Source organism: Panacibacter ginsenosidivorans, from assembly GCF_007971225.1.
In the GTDB taxonomy this organism is placed as follows: Bacteria; Bacteroidota; Bacteroidia; order Chitinophagales; family Chitinophagaceae; genus Panacibacter; species Panacibacter ginsenosidivorans.
The window spans coordinates 1,546,528-1,566,282 of the sequence record NZ_CP042435.1 but is presented as its reverse complement, the minus strand read 5'-3'; the positions used below and the strand labels follow the sequence as shown (position 1 = coordinate 1,566,282).

The window sequence follows — 19,755 nt, the reverse complement described above, 5'->3', positions numbered from 1 at the left end:
GTGCAGCTATTAAGCTTAGTTGTGTCACTCACTTCTACGCCTTTCAAAATAGCAGCCAGGCGAATAATTTATTTCACAATGAAATGTTTGCGCTCTTTATGGATAAATAACAGGTAAATCTTATTTTCATTTTTATGGATACTTCAGTGCTTCAAAAAGTGAAAGTGGCAGATATTATCGTTGAAACAGCTTTGACAAAAACTTTTGTATTACAACCACTCAATGGTTGGCAACCTCACTACCAGCCCGGACAATTCATTACCTTACTTTTTTATAATACGGGCACAGAAAAAAGAAGATCATTTTCACTTACCTCAAATCCTTTACAGGAAAATTTTTTAAGCATTACTGTTAAAAGAGTAGTAAACGGAGAATATTCCCGTTACATGCTGGATCATGTGTTAAACGGAGATGAATTCTATACAACAGGCATATCTGGTTTTTTTATACTTCCCAAAGAGAAACCAGCTAACATAAAACAGATACTCTTTCTCGCTGCAGGAAGTGGCATCACGCCTGTTTATACATTGATAAGGGCCGCATTGCAAAAATGGAATGATGTGTCCATAACACTCATTTACAGCAATCGTCATGAAAATGATGTGATCTTTTTTGAAGCATTGCAATTCCTGCAAAAGCAACATTCTGATCGTTTTAAAATTGAATTTCTCTTTAGCGACAATATTAATATTCATAAAGCAAGATTGAGCAATTATCTTTTGAATATTCTTTTAAAAAAATACAAAGTAGAAGCAAACAATGCTTTGTTCTATATGTGCGGTCCTTTTGATTACATGTTAATGATACAAATAACCTTGTTATCTTATGGAGTTCCAATGAAAAGTATTTATAAAGAACAATTCAGCACCTTACCAAGAATTGTAAAACCAGTTCCGCCTGATACCGGTAAGCATAACGCAACTATTCACATTGGGCATACAGAATATGAACTTTCTGTTCAATATCCATCAACGATCTTAGCTGTAGCAAAATCACAAAATATTATGCTGCCTTATAGTTGTGAAGCAGGTCGCTGTGGCAGTTGTACAGCAAAATGCACCAGCGGCAAAGTATGGATGGCTTACAATGAAGTACTCACCGATGATGAAATTGCAAAAGGTTGTGTATTGGTTTGCCAGGCTTATCCTGTAGGCGGCGATGTTGTGATAGAATATGAATAATCATAAACAAATTATTATGACAACTACAAAACAACCTGAATATTGGATGCGTGGTCCTATTGAAAATATTCCCGCATTATTGCAGCCTGTTGCCCACGCACTATTGCAGGCCAGAGATGAAATAAATGAAATGATGCGAAATTTTCCACCTGAATTATTATGGGAAAAGCCTGCAGGTAATGCCTCGGTTGCTTTTCATTTGCAACATTTAACTGGTGTGCTTGACAGGCTTTTTACTTATGCAAAAGCAGAACAGTTAGACCAGCAGCAATTAGATTATTTGGTAGCAGAAGGGAAAGAAGATAGTGCAATCAACACTGCTATGCTGCTGGAAAATTTTAATAAGCAAGTTGATCTTTCGCTTAAACAATTAAGCTCAACAAATGAAAACACGTTAACAGGTTTTCGTGGTGTTGGTCGTAAGCAATTACCTTCAACTGTAGTGGGACTATTATTTCATGCGGCAGAACATACCATGCGGCATACCGGTCAGTTACTTGTAACTGTAAAAGTTTTAAAACAAAATAATAACCGCTGAGGCGCAAAGGCGGAGAGATAATACGAATTTTCTTTTGTCTCCGGGCTCTGCGGTTTTCTCTGCTCAATATTATTCACACAGTACAAGAGTGCGACGCAATGAAAGCTCAATATCAGCTTTATTGCCTGGCTCAAAATATATCTCCAAATTGTCTTTTTTGTAAGTGTACCTGAATGCTTTATTTTAGTGCAAAATTGAACTGCATTGAAATCTATTTTGTCTCAGCAACAGGTTGCATTAAGTATAAAAAGACTGGCACATAATATTCTTGAAAATCATCTTGAACTAAATGATACAGTGATCATTGGTATACAACCACGCGGTATTTATGTAAGCGACCGCATTGTGAATGAACTAAAAGCTTTAATTGACCCTGCAAAAATTAGATACGGCAAACTCGATATCACTTTTTACCGCGATGATGTGCGCAAGGAACTTAAGATAGCCAACAAAACAGACATTTCTTTCAGCATTGAAAACAAAAGCGTGGTGATCATTGATGACGTGTTGTGGACGGGTAGAACCATTCGTGCAGCACTGGATGCATTGCTGGATTTTGGACGGCCTGCAAAAGTTGAACTATGCGTATTAATAGACCGCCGCTTCAGCCGTGAATTACCCATTCACGCAGATTATGTGGGCCGAACAATAGATACGTTTCCCTCGCAAAAAGTTCTGGTGCACTGGAAAGAAAAAGATGGTGTGGATGATGTTGTGCTTATATAATTAGAAAATTTATACACAAAAATTTCAACATAAAAAACTCAAAACTGTAAACTCGAAACATTCTTATATCTTCGCTTTTTAATGAAACTTTCTACTCGACATCTGCTCGGTATCAAAGACCTCACGAAGGAAGATATACAGCTTATTCTTTCCACAGCACAGCAATTCAAAGAAGTTTTACAGCGCCCAGTAAAAAAAGTACCATCGTTAAGAGATGTTACTATCGTAAATCTTTTTTATGAAAACTCTACACGTACACGTATGAGTTTTGAACTGGCAGAACGCAGGCTTTCTGCAGATACACTCAACTTTGCCGCAAGCACTTCATCCGCTGCAAAAGGAGAGACGTTACTTGATACAGTGAATAATATTCTCAGCATGAAAGTAGATATGGTGGTAATGCGCCATAGCGCCAGTGGTGCGCCGCACTTTCTTGCAAAACATATTCCGGCAGCAATTGTAAATGCAGGCGATGGCATCAATGAGCATCCTACACAAGGCTTGCTTGATGCATTTTCCATGACTGAAAAAAAAGGAACCCTTGAGGGCTTAAAAGTTGCGATCATAGGAGATGTTATGCACAGCCGTGTTGCTCAAAGTAATATTTATTTACTCAAAAAAATGGGTGCAGAAATTCTTGTTGCTGGTCCCCCAACACTTATTCCAAAATATATAAAAGAAGCACATGGCGTAAATGTTACCTACAATGTAATGGAAGCGTTGCAGTGGTGCGACGTTGCGAATGTATTGCGCATACAATTGGAACGTCAGAACCAACCATTGTTCTCTTCGTTGCGTGAATACAATCTTGCATACGGCATTAAACGCAGCATGCTTGATAAACTCAACAAAGAAATTGTGATCATGCATCCGGGTCCAATCAATCGCGGCGTGGAATTAGACAGCGATGTTGCCGATGGTCCGCACAGCATCATTCTTAACCAGGTAGAAAACGGTGTTGCAGTTCGCATGGCTGTGTTGTATTTATTAGCGAACAGGGAGAATTAATTTTATGTAACGGACTTTTGTTTTCATGGCATCGCCTGTTGTGTCACTCACTTGTACGTTCCGAGCAATAATGAGCAATCCGAAATCTGCAATCTAAAATCCGAAATCATGAGAGTATGTCTTTTTCCCGGCACATTCGATCCTGTAACGCTTGGTCATACAGATATTATCAATCGTGCATTGCCATTGTTTGATAAGATCATTGTAGGCATTGGTATTAATCCATCAAAAGAACCAATGTTCTCTGCAGAGCAACGGATGCAATGGTTCCGGGATATTTATAAAGACGAACCAAAGATCGAAGTACATACTTATGATGGATTGACAGTAAATTACTGCAAAACAATAGGAGCAAATTTTATATTACGCGGTATTCGTTTCGTAAGTGATTTTGAATATGAAAAAACCATTGCAGATGCTAACCGCACTTTAGACAGGAGTGTGGAAACAGTTTTTCTGACCGGCGAGCCTCAATATACATCAGTTGCTTCTACGATTGTAAGAGATATTTTAAGACATCATGGAGATGCATCTCCATTTTTACCAGGAGCCGTGATAAAAACATTAAAGGGATATTAGTTATTTGCAGCATTTATTTCTAACAGTACAAGAGTGCGACGCAAGCAAAGCTTAATTGAAATGCTTTAGCTGGGTTAAAAATTTTATGACCATTGTATACTGCGTAATGTGTTGATCTTCTCTTTCAACAATTTTTTTTCTGCATCACTTTGTGTAAGCTGTAGAGCTTTTTCTAAATAATCTGTAGCTTGTTGTGACTGGTTATTTCTTATATGTAACTCACCAAGCACAGCGTTGAACATATATTGAGTCTTCAATAAAAGTTCAATGCCTTCTATTGAACGCATCAGTTCAATAGCCTCTTTTGTTTTTCCTGTGTAAGAAAGCACGATGGCTTTGTTCATTTGCACAATGGGCGTGGGCTTCATTTGATAAAGCATATTGTACAGGTGCAACAATCGTGTAAAATTTGTTGACGCAAAATTTTTTGCAAGACAATGTTCTGCAGCAATAGCAGATTCTATATGATAGACCGTGATGTTTTCGCCCGAAGAAGATTTATTTAAATAATAATAACCACGATCTATCAGTTCACGATTCCACGAACTTCTGTCCTGTTGTTGCAAAAGAATGATGGTATTATTTTTATCAAGCCTGCTTTCAAATCTTGAAGCCTGGAAACACATCAAGGCAAGCAGCGCAAAAGATGCAGGATGTGTAACAGTTTTATGTTCGCACAATAACAAACATAAACGCATGGCTTCTGCACAAATATCCTTTCTTATCAGTTCATCAGATTTGCTAGCATTATAACCTTCATTGAAAATTAAATATAAAACTGTATGTACTGTATCAAGTCTTTGCTGTAATGCTTTTCCGGTAGGTATTTCAAGCTCAATATTATTTTGCTGTATAAATTGTTTTGCTCTGTATATTCTTTTTTGAATCGTTTCTTCCTGCGTAAGCAAAGCATTCGCAATTTCTTTTACACCAAAACCCGAAACAGTTTTCAATGTCAATGCAACCTTATCTTCTTCTTTTAATGAAGGATGACAACAAGCGAATATCAATTGCAACTGACTGTCTTCAATTTCTGTGTCAAGAAAAACCTGGTCAACATAATTACCTGTTGCTTCCTGTAGTTGAGTGGAGAGTTCTAGAGAATAGTGATCGGCAACATTTTTTCTGCGTAAAATATCCAGTGCTTTATTTTTTGCGACTTGCATTAACCACGCAGAAGGGTTATCGGGTACAGTTTTAAATTTCCATGTTTGTGTAGCTTTTAGAAATGCATCCTGCACTACATCTTCAGCCATAGAAAGATTGTGCATACCAAATAAACGTGTAAGCACAGCAATCATCTTTCCCGCTTCGTGGCGGAAAAGATGATCTACTAAAATTTCATTTGATGGATCTTCCTGCATTACATTTTCATTACTTCACGCACTTCAACAGTTCCGCTGCCGGGAAGGTCGGGGCAATCCTTTGCAAGTTCTGCAGCCTGCTCAATTGTATCGGCTTTAATAATAAAAAAGCCACCCACAACTTCTTTGCTTTCAGCAAATGGACCATCTGTTATTACAGTTTGTTTTCCTTTCAATACTTTGCCGGCTGGTGTTAATGGCTCGCCGGCTACATAAATGCCCTGGTTTTTTAATTTTTCCACCCATGCAAACCAAAGCTGCATATTGCTTTGCATTTCTTCTGGTGTGGCAGAAGGTCTGTCTGTGGTGTTACGGAAAATGAACATAAAATCTTTCATGATAAATTTTTTTTGAATTGTTGAATGTGTTTATCAATAAAATGACGGGTAACTAAAACATAAGCGGACAATAAAGTAAAACTTTTTTTGTACAATTTTATTCAGCATTTAAAAAGCCAAGATCAGCACAGTTATATACGGCTTCTTCTAATTTTAATCACGCTCCAATTATCTCATACCAAAAAGAAGCGTTAAATTTAGAGACATAAATATTTTATGAGAAAAAATATTTTGGTAGTTCTTGCTTTTAGCACAATGAGCCTTTTCGTTGTCGCAGGCTGTTCCAAAAAGGCTGTTGTTCCACCAAAGCAAACCGACAAAAGCGCTGCCACTGTAAAACCTGGTACAAGTGCCGGAAGCACGGCTGCTAATCAACCAGCCACAACCCACACGTGTGGTGGCGGTGGAAACTATGATGGTTCCGCAGCCAGCAGCACAGCTGGCTATTGAATTTGTCGGCTAACTGTTAAGTTCTCCTTGAGCTGCTAATAATAAATGCTGTTCAATGAGAACTTTTTATTTGTGATAATGTCATATACTCTTTATTTTACTTCATACGTTATATACAGGTAAATTTTTACAAAATCTTCTTTCCTTATCTTGCGTTGCATGAAGCAGATACTGTTTGCATTCTTTACTACGTCATGGTTGTTGCTGTCTTGCGCTAAACAAACCGAAACAGTAAACCTGCCTGCATTATCTGATTATTATCCCCTGCAAACCGGCAAAGTTTTTATTTACAAATTAGATTCATTACTTATCCCTATTTCCGGCGGCAGTGAACTTGAAGTAAAAAGTTATCATGCAAGAGACAGCATTGCTGATACTATAAGAGACAACATAGGTCGTCTTTCTTATCGTGTTTACCGTTCCATTACCGATACGCTGGAATCACAACCATGGAAAACAATAGGCTCTTATTACATAACTCCCGAAGACAATACTGTAGAAGTAATGGATGAGAACAATCTGCGGTTTATAAAACTTAAAGAGCCATTACGTAATGATTACAACTGGCAGGGAAATTCTTATATCGATACAAGAAGTGCATCCTCTTCATATCAATTCATGGATGGCTGGAATTATATTTATCAAAACGCTGCAATGCCTTATACGGTGTTAATGGGTGAACTGCCTAATACAATTACTGTTTTGCAGGAAGATGAAACTTCGCCGCCGGGAGACTTTGATCCTAATAGTTACCAGCAACGAAATTATTCCATAGAAGTGTATGCATACGGCATAGGTCTTGTATATAAAGAATTTCTCCATTGGACCTGGCAAACAACCCCGCCTCCGGCTAAGTTTGATAACGACAGTTATGGTATAAGACTTAATCTAATTTCTTACCGCTGATTTTTACTATAACCTGATTTTTTTTAGTGACCGGCATAAAAATTTTATGGCATCACCTGTTGTGTCACTCACTTGTACGTTCAGAAATAATAGCAACTAATAATTATTTATTAAGTTTATCTGTTCATATCTGCTATACAATGAAGATCATTACCTGGAATTGTAATATGGCTTTCCGAAAAAAAGCAGCAACAGTATTTCGGCTTCAGCCAGACGTTCTTGTTATACCCGAATGCGAGCATCCCGATAAATTAATGTTTATAAACATTGATGTTCAGCCAACACAAATACTTTGGTTTGGCGCAAATCACCATAAAGGTCTTGCCATAATTGCTTTCAATAATTACAAACTCAAACTACTGGATGTTCATAATCCTGCATTTAAAATGATCATCCCCATTCGTGTTACGGGTAATAAAAGAAAGTTTAATTTGTTCGCTGTCTGGGCAAATAATCCTCAAGATAAAGATGGGAAATATGTTGAGCAGGTTTGGAAAGCTGTAAATCATTATGATAAATATTTAAAGAAGACCTCAACAATACTTGCCGGCGATTTTAACAGCAACGCTATATGGGACAGAAAACGCAGGATCGGCAATCACTCAACAGTTGTAAAACGTCTTGAAGAAAAGGGTATTTACAGCACTTACCACCAACATCACAAACAGATGCAGGGCAAAGAAGAACATCCAACATTTTTTTTATACAAGAATAAAGACAAACCGTACCATCTTGATTATTGTTTTGTTTCTAAAGATCTGCTTCAAAAGCTGAGATCTGTTGAAATTGGCGATCATACTTTTTGGATGCAGTATAGCGACCATGTTCCTGTAATCGTGCGTTTTGATGATTGAAGTGAAATTCATTCAGCCGCCATATTTCCGAAAGTACAAGTGAGTGACACAACAGGCGTTCAATTGAAATACTGGCGCTGGTCACACAAAAGATTGCCTAAAATCGACCCTATTTGCATTAATATTTACTTCATGGCCCTGAATAAAAAATAACTGTACTTTTAAAAAATATTTTAGGCTGTTTTTAAGTTATTATAAACTGAACTTTACTGCATGCGTAAATCGTTGTTGAATATATTTTTAACCGTATTTCTTGCCATTATTTCGCTAACCGTTTTTTCCCAGCCGGGAACCACAGTTGAGCTGGATAAACCGAAGCAATACGAGAACCGCACTTTAAGTTCTGAAAAAAGTGACCAAAAGAAATTTAAATATCCAAAACGGGTTTACCAGAACGGTATTACGCATTACAATTATTACTTCAACGCAGAGAATAAATTAAACGAAATCCTGGACGGCGCAAAAAAGTCGTTCAAAGACGATTATACCAAACTACTTCCTTTTTACAATTATACGCTTGATGTTACAGCCACCAGCGGAGAACTTGATTCGGTTATCTATAAATGTAATGCAGGTATTTTATTACATGACCTGCGTAATGACTGGATTGATAATCTATACCTTTTACTTGGAGAGGCCTATTTCTACCGTAAGAATTTTGATTCGGCTAATGCTGTCTTTCGTTATATCAATTATGCATGGGCGCCAAAGGAAGAAGGTGGTTATGATATTCCTGTGGGCAGTAATGTTTCGGGAAACGGTGTTTTTAGCGTGGCCACTAAAGAGAATAATTCTTTGGTGCAAAAAGTTTTTGCTACACCACCCAGCCGCAACGAGTCTTTATTGTGGCAGGCGAGGAATGATATGGAGACGGATAATTTTGGCGAAGCAGGAGGCATTCTTGAAATTCTTCAGCATGATCCGGTATTTCCTGCCCGGTTGCAACCTGCGTTACACGAACTGGTGGCCTACTGGAATTATAAACAAGGCATTGCCGATAGTTCTGCGGCGCATCTTATAAAAGCATTGGAAGCAGCTGGCAGCAACCTTGAAAAAGCAAGAATGGAATTTCTGATTGCGCAGTTATATGAAAAAACTGACAGCATAGAGAAAGCAATTGCATGGTACAGCAAAAGTGCAGCTCACACTACAGATCCTGTAATGGAAGTGTATGCCAATCTCAATAGCATTAAAGCATCTGGCAGTAAGGATGAAAATGTATTGAAAGAAAAGCTTGATAATTTGCAGAAGATGGCAAAACGCGATAAATATTATGGTTACCGCGATATTATTTATTATGCTATTGCACAGGTAGAACTTGATATGAAAAATGATTCGGCTGCTGCTATTATGCTGAAGAAAAGTATTTATTACAACACGGAAGAAAATCCTGAACAAAGAAGTAAATCTTTCCTGCTGCTGGCAGACATCAATTACAATGATAGTAAATATGTTGACTCAAAAAATTTTTACGATAGTGTGGAAACTTCTTCTATAACAGACGAACAAGACCTTAAAAGAATTGACTTGCGTAAAGAAGCACTTACAATTATTGCAGCCGATGTGATTGTAATCAACAGGGAAGACAGCCTCCGGGAAGTGGCTGCTTTGCCTAAAGACAAACGGGATGCATTGATAAAAAAAACTGTACGGAGTTTACGCAAGCAAAAAGGGCTTTCAGAAGAACCGGAATTAAGTATAAACCCCGCTGTGCAACAGCCACAGCCCGCCGATCTTTTTAATGCTAACACCAGTGCAAGTAATAAGGATTGGTACTTTAATAATCTTCAGTTAAAGAGCAGTGGCGCTAATCAGTTCCGCGCTACATGGGGCAACAGGCCTAATGCGGATAACTGGCGCAGACTTGCCGGCATCAAGCAGGAAAAAGCCGGCGATGACCAAAAAGACGATAATGATACAGATACAGGAGATGACTCAACTGAAGTAGTTGCAAATACAGGAGAACCTTTGTTAACGGATTCAACCGGTGAAATTACTTACGAGAGTTTATTAGCATTATTGCCATTAACTGATGAACAAATGAAAGCATCAAATGAAAAGATTGCCGATGCTTTGTTCCTTAATGGCCAGGCTTTCCAGGATAAGTTAGAAGATTATCCTGCCGCCATAAAAACCTATATTGAATTACTGGAAAAATATCCTGATACAAAAAATAAAGAACAGGCATTGTTTAATCTTTATTATTGTTACAACAAAACAGGCGACAAGGCAGGTGCAGCAGCAGTAGCTGGTACACTTTCAAAGAATTTTCCTGAAGGTGATTTTACAGCTAAAATAAAAAATGCCCGTAAAAATGCAGAGAAGCAAAGCGATCCTGCTACGGCAAAATATAAAGAAATATACGATCTCTTTGTTTCCGGTGAATTTGAAAAAGCCGAAGCAGCTAAAGTTATTGCAGACAGCACTTATGGTAATAGCTATTGGACACCACAGTTGCTTTATATAGAATCTATTTACTACGTTTCAAAAAGAGACGACAGCACGGCTATTGAAAAATTAACTAACCTGCAAAACATGTATGCGCAAACACCGCTTGCAGAAAAAGCAGCCACTATGATAGATGTGCTTGGCCGCAGAAAAGAAATTGAGAACTATCTTACCAATCTTGATATTAAACGTTACCAAGAAGATGCTGGCCCTGTTGTAAATCTTGAAACACCAAAGACTGTTTTTGAAAAAGTAGATACCAAACGCGATTCCCTTGTATCAAAACCGGTAACGCAAATTGCCAAATCAAATGTTGATACAACCAACAAAGTTGCGGCTCCTGTTATAAAATCTTATGAGTTTAATGCAAAAGATCCGCAATATGTAGTTGTGTTGCTCGATAAAGTAGCGCCTGTTTTTGTAAGCGAAGCGAAGAATGCATTCAATAAATACAACCAGGTAAATTTCTACAATCAGAAATTAAATATTACGCCTGTGCCACTTGATGAGCGTTATAATCTTGTGCTCATCGGCCCTTTTACAGATGCGGCCGTAGCAGTTGAGTACGTTGATAAAGTAAAACCTGTAACCGGCAGCCGCATTATCCCATGGCTCACCCCTGATAAATACACTTACAGTATTATCAGCGAAAGCAACCTTGCTATTATGAAAGAAATTAAAGATGTAGACAGTTATAAAAAACTAATAGATAAAGTATTGCCCGGCAAGTTTTAATTTTTGTTTACAGGCTTTAGTATTTATTTCATGAAATGCCGTAGATATTATTTGCTTTTCAGCTACGGCATTTCATGGCATCGTCTCTCGTGTCACCATTTGTTCGCTTGGAAATTTTATTGTGCAGCAAAATAACTGAGCCCGCTATAAATTTTAAAAATCATGTTTCATAGTTCTAAGTAGAGGCTTGTATTAATGCGTGATGAGACATAGACTAATAGTTGTTGAACAGATATCTTATTTCCCTGTTTTGCTTATGGTACTACATCGCTTTTATAGAGAAAAATTTTGCCTGGCATAATAATCACTATATTTGTAAAGATCCCGTTTGTCTGCAACAATTCAGTACCCGTCTTAAGCACTTAATCATTTGTTGTTGCATGTGTCTTAAAAGTTGAAGTTCATTTAGTTATTGTCCGCGGTCTTTTTTGTTTTCGTTTAGTTAGTTCAGTTCAAGGTTATTAGTAAACATTTATTTAGTTAACGCTATTAAAATTAAAACTATGAAGCTTTCTGAATTTATTCTATTGAATGAGGCAGATAAAAAAAAGTCAGTGATGCAAGAGGGCGTGCTGCTCGCCAAAAGAACTTATCCCGATTCCATTGTTTTTCTTTTTCAGTTAGAAAATTATTATATAGAAACCTATTGCAATACAGCAAATAAGGTTATTGAAGAATACAGGGTTCTGCCCGGTATTGATGCACTGCGTCCTTACCTGGAGGCAATTCCTATTGATGATTTATTAAACTAACACTTGGAAAAAATTATCTCCTGACTGCATGATTATTAAGCAGGCCAGTATTCTTTTTGATGTTTTATTAGGTAATGCAGAAATAAAGGTTATCTTCGCACTGTTAATTTGAGCCTCGCATCAGTATTCATTAATTACATTGCTTAGTAAATCTGCATTTAGTTAGTTTCTTACTCTTTGCTTTCTCAGAAATCTTTAATTTTTAATTGTTAAGAATGAACATTTATGTTTCTAATTTAAGCTTCAACGTACAGGATGAAGACTTAAAAGAATTTTTTACTCCTTATGGAGAAGTAACCTCAGCTAAAGTTATCAACGACAGAGAAACAGGCAGATCAAGAGGCTTTGGCTTCGTTGAAATGTCTGACGATGCTGCTGGTAAAAAAGCTATTGCTGAACTTGATGGCGCAACTGTAGAAAACAGGGCTATCAGCGTAACAGTAGCTAAACCAAAAGAAGACAGGCCTGCACGTGGCAACGGTGGCGGCGGTTACAACAACGGAAATAGTTATAATAAAAACAGGTATTAAGATATTTTCCGGAAATGCATAAAGCCCTGGCAACAGGGCTTTTATTTTGCCCATAACTCAATAATTTTTTGTACCCGGCACTTGTATACCTATGTGGCTTTTCTTGCGTCGCACTCTTGTGCTTTTTAAACGCTAATGAGATTTATGTAAGCAATAATTTTATTCAGGCTTTAAGTATATTTTAAATTCTGAGCCTGTACCCAATTCACTTTCTAATACAATTTTTCCTCCTGAATTATTTACGAGCTCTTTTACCAGATATAATCCAATGCCGGAACCCTCAATAGCATTTTCAATGCGATAATATTTTGAAAAAATAGCATCAAACTTACCTGCATCAATGCCGATGCCATTATCCTTTACAGAAATAACAATGAAATTTCCTTCTCTTTCTGTTTTAATAAAAATTTGAGGCTTTCTGTCTGGTGATTTAAATTTTATGGCATTGCTTACAAGGTTATAAATAATGCTTCTTAACTTTCTTTTGGAAAAAGTAATTTCCGTAATATTTATTTCACTTTTTATAATTGCTCCCGATGCTGAAATATTATTATTAAGTGTAAGTCGGACATCTTCCAGTATATGTTTGAAATTTAAAACCTCTTCTTCAGCTTTATATTTTGGTCCTTCCTTCCTTGTATCCATTAATTCAATAATTATTTTATACATTTTCGACAAGGAACTATCTACAATTTTTAAAAGTGATTGAAATTCTTTTTGGTTATCAGGAGAAGTATTTTTGAACAGGTCAACAGCCATTGACAAATTAGCCAAAGGATTTTTATATCATGGGAAATGGTATCCAGGAGGGTTTCATAATCTGCAATCAGCTTCTCACGTTCTTTTAAATCGTTAATACGCATTGTAATATCCACAAATGTTATGATTACGCCATTTGTTTTATTAGTCCTGCGTTCTATATATGGAATAATATTCATTTCGAACCACCTGTAATCAGTAGTTTGAATTTCTTTCTCAAGAACTTCATTACTGCCTATTACTTCCTGAATGTCGTTTATGATTGTAGGGAAGCGAAAATTATCATGAATTTCAATAATTGATTTACCCATATCATCATCAGATATATTAAACTGTTTCATGGCTGGTGGCGTGTATTTCCTTAATATAAGATTGCCATCAATATATAACTGTGGTATAATGGTATTTCTAAAATAATTTTCCAGTTCATCATTCAGCTCTATCAGCTCACTTATTTTAGTATTTGCTTCAGGCATATTTAAAAGCTTGCACTTATTTAAACATATAGATAAAAGAAGGTAAAGATAATATTAGTTACAAGCTGTCTTATGAGGAATGTTTTACCCAATAAGAACGGAAGGTAACGTGTCTCATGCATTATCGTGAAAACGACAGAAAGAGGATAATAAACAATTAATATTAATATTATCGGCTTTATTTGGTACAGTAGAATTACCGGTCGTACAAGTGAGTGACACAACCAAAGCTCAATGGCACCCCTTATGCCAGCTTACAAAACTGCTTTTTTATTATGGAAGACCAACTTATTTATTTTTTTTATAAATTACACAGAGGTGACAAAAGTAAGGCATTGATAATTCTTTTACCGGAGGCTGCTTATGAAAATACATCTTATGTCCCGAAGAGTGCTGATACAAGTCATTGCATTGCTTTTAATAACTGTGTTTCTCATCCTGCTTATCGCTGCCCCACATTACAGGCGCATGGAGCCACTGCAATTTTATCTTTTACTTGCTCTTGTTTTCTTAGCGTTGATTTTATTGTTATTACTTTTTTTGCGTGCCCGGCAATTATCTGTAGAGAACAGGAAATACATTGCAGAGAGAGACGAATCAGAAGCAAAGATTATTAAAGCAAACAGGTTGTATCTTCTTATCAGTCAGATCAATCAAATGATTGTAAAGACTACTGATGAGGCAACACTTTTTAAAGAAGCCTGCAGGATTGCAATAGAGACTGGTAAATTTAAAATGGCATGGGTAGGCATAATAGATGAAAGCACCAGGATACTAAGACCTGTAATGCATGATGGGATGGATTTGGAATATCTATCTGCCATAAAAATTATTGCAGATAATCGTGTGCCGGAAGGAAGAGGACCAACGGGTACTGCTTTGCTGGAAGGAAAATATGTATTCTGTAATGATATAGAAACCGACCCAAGAATGGTTCCGTGGAGAACAGAAGCTTTGAAACGTAACTATCTTTCTTCAATAGCGCTTCCTATTATGAAATCAGGAAAACTTATAGGAGCCTTTACACTATATGCTGATACAAAAAATTTTTTTGATGCAGAAGAAATTGCATTACTGGAAGAAACAGCCCGTGATATTTCTTTTGCATTAGATGTTTTTGAAAAAGAAATGCTACGTAAAAGAGCAGAAGCAGTGATATTGGAAAGAGAGCGGCGGTATCAGACGCTTGCAGAATCATCCCCGGTAGGAATATTTCATACAGATGCTTCCGGTTATACCACATATGTTAACCCAATGTGGAGTCTTATTTCTGGTTTACCTTTTCAGGAGGCATTGGGAGATGGCTGGTTTAGTGTGGTACATCCGGAAGACAAACCCGCATTGGTAAAAGGCTGGCAGGAAGCAACAAAGAAACAGACAACATCATCTACAGAGTATCGATTTGTGCGCCCCGACGGAACAATTGCATGGGTTATTGGACAGGCTGTTCCTGAAAGAAATGCGGAGCATGAAATAATAGGATATGTTGGTACTATCACTGATATTACAGAGCATAAAAAAGCAGAACAAGAAATAGCGAGAATATACAAAGAAAAAGAAACAGCATTAAACCGAATCAAGGACAGGGTAATATCTCTTGATAATGAATGGCGGTATACTTTTTTGAATGATGCTGCAATGGTTATACACCCGGAAGGCAAAAAAGAAATTATAGGCAAAACAATTTGGGAAGTACACCCGGAACTTATCGGCACTAATTTCCAAAAGAATTATCAGGATGCGATGCGCGCCAAGAAAGTGGTTGAGTTTGAAGATTATTATGCGCCTATGGATAGCTGGTTTTTTGCAAAAGTATATCCTTCTGATGATGGGTTAACAGTCTTTTATAAAGATATAACAGAGCAAAAAAAAGCTGAAGAAGATATTAGAAGTACTAACGAAAAATTACGGCAGTTAACAACACACCTGCAAACCATAAGAGAAGAAGAGCGTAAAAGAATCGGCCGTGAAATACATGATGAACTTGGGCAACAGCTTACCGCCATAAAAATGGATGTTGCATGGATAGATAAAAAAATACCGGAAGAAACAACGCTTCTAAAAGCCAAATTAAAAAACATTATGACCTTGCTTGACGGAAGTAACCAATCAATAAGAAGGATATTGAGTGAACTGCGTCCCGGCGTTTTAGACGAAAATGGATTGCTGGAAGCTATGCAATGGTTAGACAGCCAGTTTACTGCCAATACCGGCATACCTGTTATATTTTCTACGGTTGAAAAAAAGATCAGATCATCCGAGCCAATTGCAAACTGCATTTTCAGGGTGTATCAGGAGGCTTTAACCAATATTACCAGGTATGCAAATGCACATAAAGTTTTCAGCTCTTTAAATATTACAGGTGATAATATTGTTGTAACTATTGAAGATGATGGGCAGGGTTTCGATATGGCATCTGTAAAAAATAAAAAATCTTTTGGTATCTTAGGAATGAAAGAAAGAGTGCTTTCACTGGGTGGAGCATTTGAGTTAATTTCTTCTCCAGGTAAAGGAACAAAGATTATTATCAGCCTGCCTTATATTACTTCAGATAACAGTTAAACCTGCATGCAAAATGAAACGAATACTTTTAGCCGATGATCATAGCTTTATACGGTTAGGCCTTATCCAGATATTGAAAGATGAATATCCATCTGTTGAAATAAAAGAAGTAGGCGATGGTGATGCATTGGTAAAAGAAGTAATGCAGCAAGACTGGGATCTCGTAATATCAGACCTTGACATGCCTGGCAAAAATGGCCTGGAAGCATTAGAACAAATTAAACTTTTAAAACCTAAATTACCAGTTTTGATCCTAAGCGTTTTTACAGAAGATCTTTATGCAGTAAGGGTTATAAAAGCAGGCGCATCGGGTTACATGAACAAGAACGCAGCTCCCTATGAATTAGTTACAGCCATACAGCGTATACTCTTGGGAAGAAAATATATTACAGCAGAGATTGCTGAAAAGTTATTGTCAAACCCCGACGCCGATAAAAAACCACATGAATTACTCAGCAACAGAGAATTCGAAATTTTTAAAATGCTTGCATTAGGAAAAACTATCTCGCAGATTGCAGACTCACTCTCATTAGCACTCACCACCATCAGCACCTACAGGGGAAGGATCATGGAAAAACTAAACCTGTCTACCAATTCAGAACTAACGCGCTACGCAATAACAAACCATATCATTTCGGATATCAACCTGTAAAAAATATGGGCAATATGTACACCATTGCAGGAAGAAATAACGCTAACAGGTATCAGCGTATTTTTTTATGAGCCCAACGCTGCTACTACTATTAAGCTTTCGTTGCGTCGCACGCTTGTACGCTTTGTTCTTTATTAAACTTTCGGTGCAGTAATAATGAAACAATCGTTGCTGTGCAAATTATTTTACTTCATTAGCTTTTAAAACCCTTAGAAAATTACCGCCGAGAATTTTAGTTATATCCGTTTTACTATATCCTTTTTCAACCAATGCTTTTGTGATCAACGGATAATTTGTAACATCATCCAGTTGCAACGGTGTAAGATTAATTCCATCAAAGTCTGAACCCAGGCCCACATAATCAACTCCCACCAATTTTATGATGTATTCAATATGCCGGATCACCAGGGACAAAGGCGGCCGTATCTGGTTTGCCTCTTCCGCATATTTATTATACAGGTAATCCATCGTATAAAAATCACCCATACCGCTTTTGATAAGAGAATCATTTTCTGCAGCATGTCTTATAAGAAAAGCTTTTTCTTTGGCACCAAAGCTGCTGTCGATAAACCCCGGGTTAAAGTTTATCTGTATCACACCACCATTTCTAGCAATAGCTTTTATTTGCTCGTCTTTTAAATTTCGGGGATGCGGCACAAGGCTGTATACTGAACTGTGCGAAGCGATAACAGGTTTTGTGCTTATCTTAATAACATCCCAGAAGGTTTGATCCCCGGCATGGCTTACGTCTATGATCATCCCAAGCTGGTTCATACGTTGTACTACCTGCCTGCCAAAATCTGTAAGCCCTTTGTGCTGTAGGTTTGGGTTGCTTGTCTCTTCTGCCGCGCTTGTTGCCCAGGAAGGTGCTATGTTATGTGTCAGGGTCAAATATCTTGCGCCTCGTTTATATAATGAATCTAATTTATTCAGATCATCTTCTATCATGTGGCCGCCTTCCACACCAAACATTGCAGCAATTTTATGTTGCTTTACAGTCTTTATAAGTTCATCATAGCTGCTGACTTTTGCAATCTTATCCGGATTTCTTGCCACTACAGCATCGAGACTATCCATTTCCCTGTTGGCAAAAGCAAATGGATTTTTCACATCGCCGTCACAGTAAACAGAAAATAATTGAACATCGAGTCCCCCTTTTTTCCAGCGTGCCAGGTCGCTATGCGTTTTACCTGTAAGATCCTGGTCAAATACAATTCCTTTATCAGCAGCCTTCATCAATATGTCGTTGTGTGTATCTGCCACAATAGCTTTGCGATGTATTTTTTTGTAAGACTGCGCATATGCATGGTCTATTAAAAGCATAGTGAGTACGAATAGTATTATTCTCATGTTGCCGTTTTGGTTTTTAAGTAAGTTCGACCTTGAATGATTGCTGACAAGTGCATCGGTTTTATCATACACAATGTAATATTTTTCCTGTTACTAAAAATTAATCCCGCTCTTGTATTGCTGTTGAACTAATACAACTTCGTTTTATAAACTTTATAAATATTTGAAAGTAAATATAGCAGGAGAATTGGTGTGCGTTTCCTTTACTTCACGGTTACTAAATGTATCTATAAAACTGGATTGCCCGAATTTTTTATGAGCCAGGGACCGGTGCTGCTATTGGGCTTTGGTTGCGTCGCACACTTGTGGGGTTGGATTGGTGGTTGGGCTTAATCAATATTTGAAACCCAATTCTTCATTTTATCAATTTCATTTTCTATTAAATGACTTTCACAATTGTAATCATAAACAATTGTGCTTTGCCCGTCTCTAAATTTGATATTAAAAGATTTTGCTAATGATACATAGGTAATTATAACCCTTGGATTGTCAAACCGCTCTTTATAATTGTTGAACATTGATAGAACTAAAGATTCATGCGAATTACTCGGATAAAATGTTTTGCAAAGACCATAATTCTCTAACTTGTTTATTAATTCAATAATGGGTTCCTGATCCCATTTATATTTGTCTATAAGCTCTAGGTAATTCTCAATATTCTCTTTCCACAATTCTTCTCTTGTCATATAAAAATTGATTTGTAATACAGGCATTTAATATTCACAGCATGTTTATGTCTAAGTTGCTTTTGTTTTATTATTGAAGATACATTTTTGTTTTGCGTGCAGTTTTGTAAAATAAAAAATCATGTTTACCGAAACGCAACTTCTCATAACCTATACACTAAATCTGTATGAAGACGTTGCTGAGAAAGAAGCACATTTTAGCGGTAATCAGTTTTCTGTCAACACTACAGTTATCTTCTTTCTTAGGTCGGTCTTGATGTTAATTGTTATTGGTTCAAGTTCTTTTGGAACGCTATCTTTTTTCAGATATTCTCTTCTGATGTTGTCGTTGCTATAGAACACTTCTGAAAATATATTAATACCGATTTTAAAATTTATTGTAATAATTGTGTCAGTCGTTTGGAAAAATGCAAATGTTTGAGGAGTACTAAGTCCAATGTAATAGCCCAAAGTGTCTTGCTGTCTATTTTTAATTATGCACTGTAGTTCTTCCGGTCTTTTGATTATGCTATATCCTTTGCCTTGTCCTAAAGTGTCTGTCCATTCTACGTAAAATAAATTTTTATCGTAGTCTTCAGGAATCACCTCGAATGTAAGTTTGATTTTTTGTTTTGTTTTAATGCTCAAAGTATTCGTCTGTTCGCAACTAAAAACAACAAAAAAAAATACTATGAAGTTTGCAAGTCGCATATAATTACCGCCAACGTTTGTATTTGCTTTGGCAAAATATTCGCATTCCCTCACGTTTATACCAAAGTTGCTTTTTGTTTTATTATAGAAGATACATTTCGCTGCAAAATAAAATAAATAGCTGTCTTGTTGCTGCATATCATTCCCAACCGTACAAGAGTGCGACGCAAC

General features: G+C 36.9%; 20 protein-coding genes. 13 read left to right on the top strand and 7 right to left on the bottom strand.

The annotated features are described in order from the left end of the window. Positions 1-134 precede the first annotated feature (134 nt). From FRZ67_RS06480 to coaD, 5 genes are all read left to right on the top strand, one after another. Complete coding sequence (locus FRZ67_RS06480; protein ID WP_147188760.1) at positions 135-1,181, top strand: flavin reductase family protein; 1,047 nt, start codon at positions 135-137, stop codon at positions 1,179-1,181. A 16-nt stretch (positions 1,182-1,197) separates the two neighbouring features. Then, positions 1,198-1,719 (top strand): DinB family protein, encoded by a 522-nt coding sequence (locus FRZ67_RS06475; protein ID WP_147188759.1) that lies wholly within the window; start codon positions 1,198-1,200, stop codon positions 1,717-1,719. 204 nt (positions 1,720-1,923) lie between these two features. After that, the gene (gene pyrR, locus FRZ67_RS06470; RefSeq protein WP_147188758.1) at positions 1,924-2,445 is read left to right on the top strand and encodes a bifunctional pyr operon transcriptional regulator/uracil phosphoribosyltransferase PyrR; all 522 of its coding nucleotides are present in this window, start codon (positions 1,924-1,926) and stop codon (positions 2,443-2,445) included. A gap of 81 nt (positions 2,446-2,526) precedes the next feature. Next, complete coding sequence (locus FRZ67_RS06465; protein WP_147188757.1) at positions 2,527-3,453, top strand: aspartate carbamoyltransferase catalytic subunit; 927 nt, start codon at positions 2,527-2,529, stop codon at positions 3,451-3,453. Between the two features lie 108 nt (positions 3,454-3,561). Next, entirely contained in the window at positions 3,562-4,032 is a 471-nt protein-coding gene (coaD, locus tag FRZ67_RS06460; protein ID WP_225975525.1) for a pantetheine-phosphate adenylyltransferase, read from the top strand. An 83-nt stretch (positions 4,033-4,115) separates the two neighbouring features. Here coaD and FRZ67_RS06455 read toward each other — a convergent pair whose 3' ends face one another. Together FRZ67_RS06455 and FRZ67_RS06450 are read right to left on the bottom strand one after the other, a co-directional pair. Then, positions 4,116-5,396, bottom strand: a complete 1,281-nt coding sequence (locus tag FRZ67_RS06455; RefSeq protein ID WP_147188756.1) for an RNA polymerase sigma factor — start codon at positions 5,394-5,396, stop codon at positions 4,116-4,118. After that, the gene (locus tag FRZ67_RS06450; RefSeq protein WP_147188755.1) at positions 5,396-5,734 is read right to left on the bottom strand and encodes a YciI family protein; all 339 of its coding nucleotides are present in this window, start codon (positions 5,732-5,734) and stop codon (positions 5,396-5,398) included. The genes FRZ67_RS06455 and FRZ67_RS06450 overlap by 1 nt, the downstream gene beginning before the upstream one ends. Before the next feature lie 216 nt (positions 5,735-5,950). Between FRZ67_RS06450 and FRZ67_RS06445 the strand changes: the two genes are divergently transcribed. The 6 genes from FRZ67_RS06445 to rbp all read left to right on the top strand — a co-directional run bounded on the left by FRZ67_RS06445 (position 5,951) and on the right by rbp (position 12,409). Next, positions 5,951-6,184, top strand: a complete 234-nt coding sequence (locus tag FRZ67_RS06445; RefSeq protein ID WP_147188754.1) for a hypothetical protein — start codon at positions 5,951-5,953, stop codon at positions 6,182-6,184. A 159-nt stretch (positions 6,185-6,343) separates the two neighbouring features. Then, on the top strand, positions 6,344-7,090 hold the full coding sequence (locus FRZ67_RS06440; RefSeq protein ID WP_147188753.1) for a hypothetical protein: 747 nt from the start codon (positions 6,344-6,346) through the stop codon (positions 7,088-7,090). A 140-nt stretch (positions 7,091-7,230) separates the two neighbouring features. Beyond that, the gene (locus FRZ67_RS06435; protein WP_147188752.1) at positions 7,231-7,944 is read left to right on the top strand and encodes an endonuclease/exonuclease/phosphatase family protein; all 714 of its coding nucleotides are present in this window, start codon (positions 7,231-7,233) and stop codon (positions 7,942-7,944) included. Positions 7,945-8,157: 213 nt separating this feature from the next. Then, entirely contained in the window at positions 8,158-11,127 is a 2,970-nt protein-coding gene (porW, locus tag FRZ67_RS06430; RefSeq protein WP_147188751.1) for a type IX secretion system periplasmic lipoprotein PorW/SprE, read from the top strand. 503 nt (positions 11,128-11,630) lie between these two features. Continuing rightward, positions 11,631-11,879: a hypothetical protein gene (locus FRZ67_RS06425; protein WP_147188750.1), complete on the top strand. Its 249-nt coding sequence runs from the start codon at positions 11,631-11,633 to the stop codon at positions 11,877-11,879. Between the two features lie 215 nt (positions 11,880-12,094). After that, entirely contained in the window at positions 12,095-12,409 is a 315-nt protein-coding gene (rbp, locus tag FRZ67_RS06420) for an RNA-binding regulator (protein ID WP_147188749.1), read from the top strand. Between the two features lie 159 nt (positions 12,410-12,568). Here the strand turns inward: rbp and FRZ67_RS23590 are convergent, their stop codons facing one another. After that, on the bottom strand, positions 12,569-13,168 hold the full coding sequence (locus FRZ67_RS23590; RefSeq protein WP_225975524.1) for a sensor histidine kinase: 600 nt from the start codon (positions 13,166-13,168) through the stop codon (positions 12,569-12,571). Beyond that, positions 13,105-13,644: a PAS domain-containing protein gene (locus FRZ67_RS23585; protein ID WP_225975523.1), complete on the bottom strand. Its 540-nt coding sequence runs from the start codon at positions 13,642-13,644 to the stop codon at positions 13,105-13,107. The genes FRZ67_RS23590 and FRZ67_RS23585 overlap by 64 nt, the downstream gene beginning before the upstream one ends. 378 nt (positions 13,645-14,022) lie before the next feature. Here FRZ67_RS23585 and FRZ67_RS06410 point away from each other — a divergent pair, with 378 nt between their 5' ends. Together FRZ67_RS06410 and FRZ67_RS06405 are read left to right on the top strand one after the other, a co-directional pair. Then, the gene (locus FRZ67_RS06410; RefSeq protein WP_158638320.1) at positions 14,023-16,206 is read left to right on the top strand and encodes a PAS domain S-box protein; all 2,184 of its coding nucleotides are present in this window, start codon (positions 14,023-14,025) and stop codon (positions 16,204-16,206) included. A 13-nt stretch (positions 16,207-16,219) separates the two neighbouring features. Further along, entirely contained in the window at positions 16,220-16,858 is a 639-nt protein-coding gene (locus tag FRZ67_RS06405; protein ID WP_147188747.1) for a response regulator, read from the top strand. 180 nt (positions 16,859-17,038) lie between these two features. On the opposite strand, the gene FRZ67_RS06400 is transcribed toward FRZ67_RS06405, so the two are convergent. The 3 genes from FRZ67_RS06400 to FRZ67_RS06390 form a co-directional block, all read right to left on the bottom strand. Then, positions 17,039-18,208 (bottom strand): dipeptidase, encoded by a 1,170-nt coding sequence (locus FRZ67_RS06400; protein WP_147188746.1) that lies wholly within the window; start codon positions 18,206-18,208, stop codon positions 17,039-17,041. Between the two features lie 329 nt (positions 18,209-18,537). Beyond that, positions 18,538-18,894, bottom strand: a complete 357-nt coding sequence (locus FRZ67_RS06395; protein WP_147188745.1) for a hypothetical protein — start codon at positions 18,892-18,894, stop codon at positions 18,538-18,540. Between the two features lie 207 nt (positions 18,895-19,101). Beyond that, positions 19,102-19,722, bottom strand: a complete 621-nt coding sequence (locus FRZ67_RS06390) for a hypothetical protein (protein WP_158638319.1) — start codon at positions 19,720-19,722, stop codon at positions 19,102-19,104. Between the last annotated feature and the right edge of the window lie 33 nt (positions 19,723-19,755).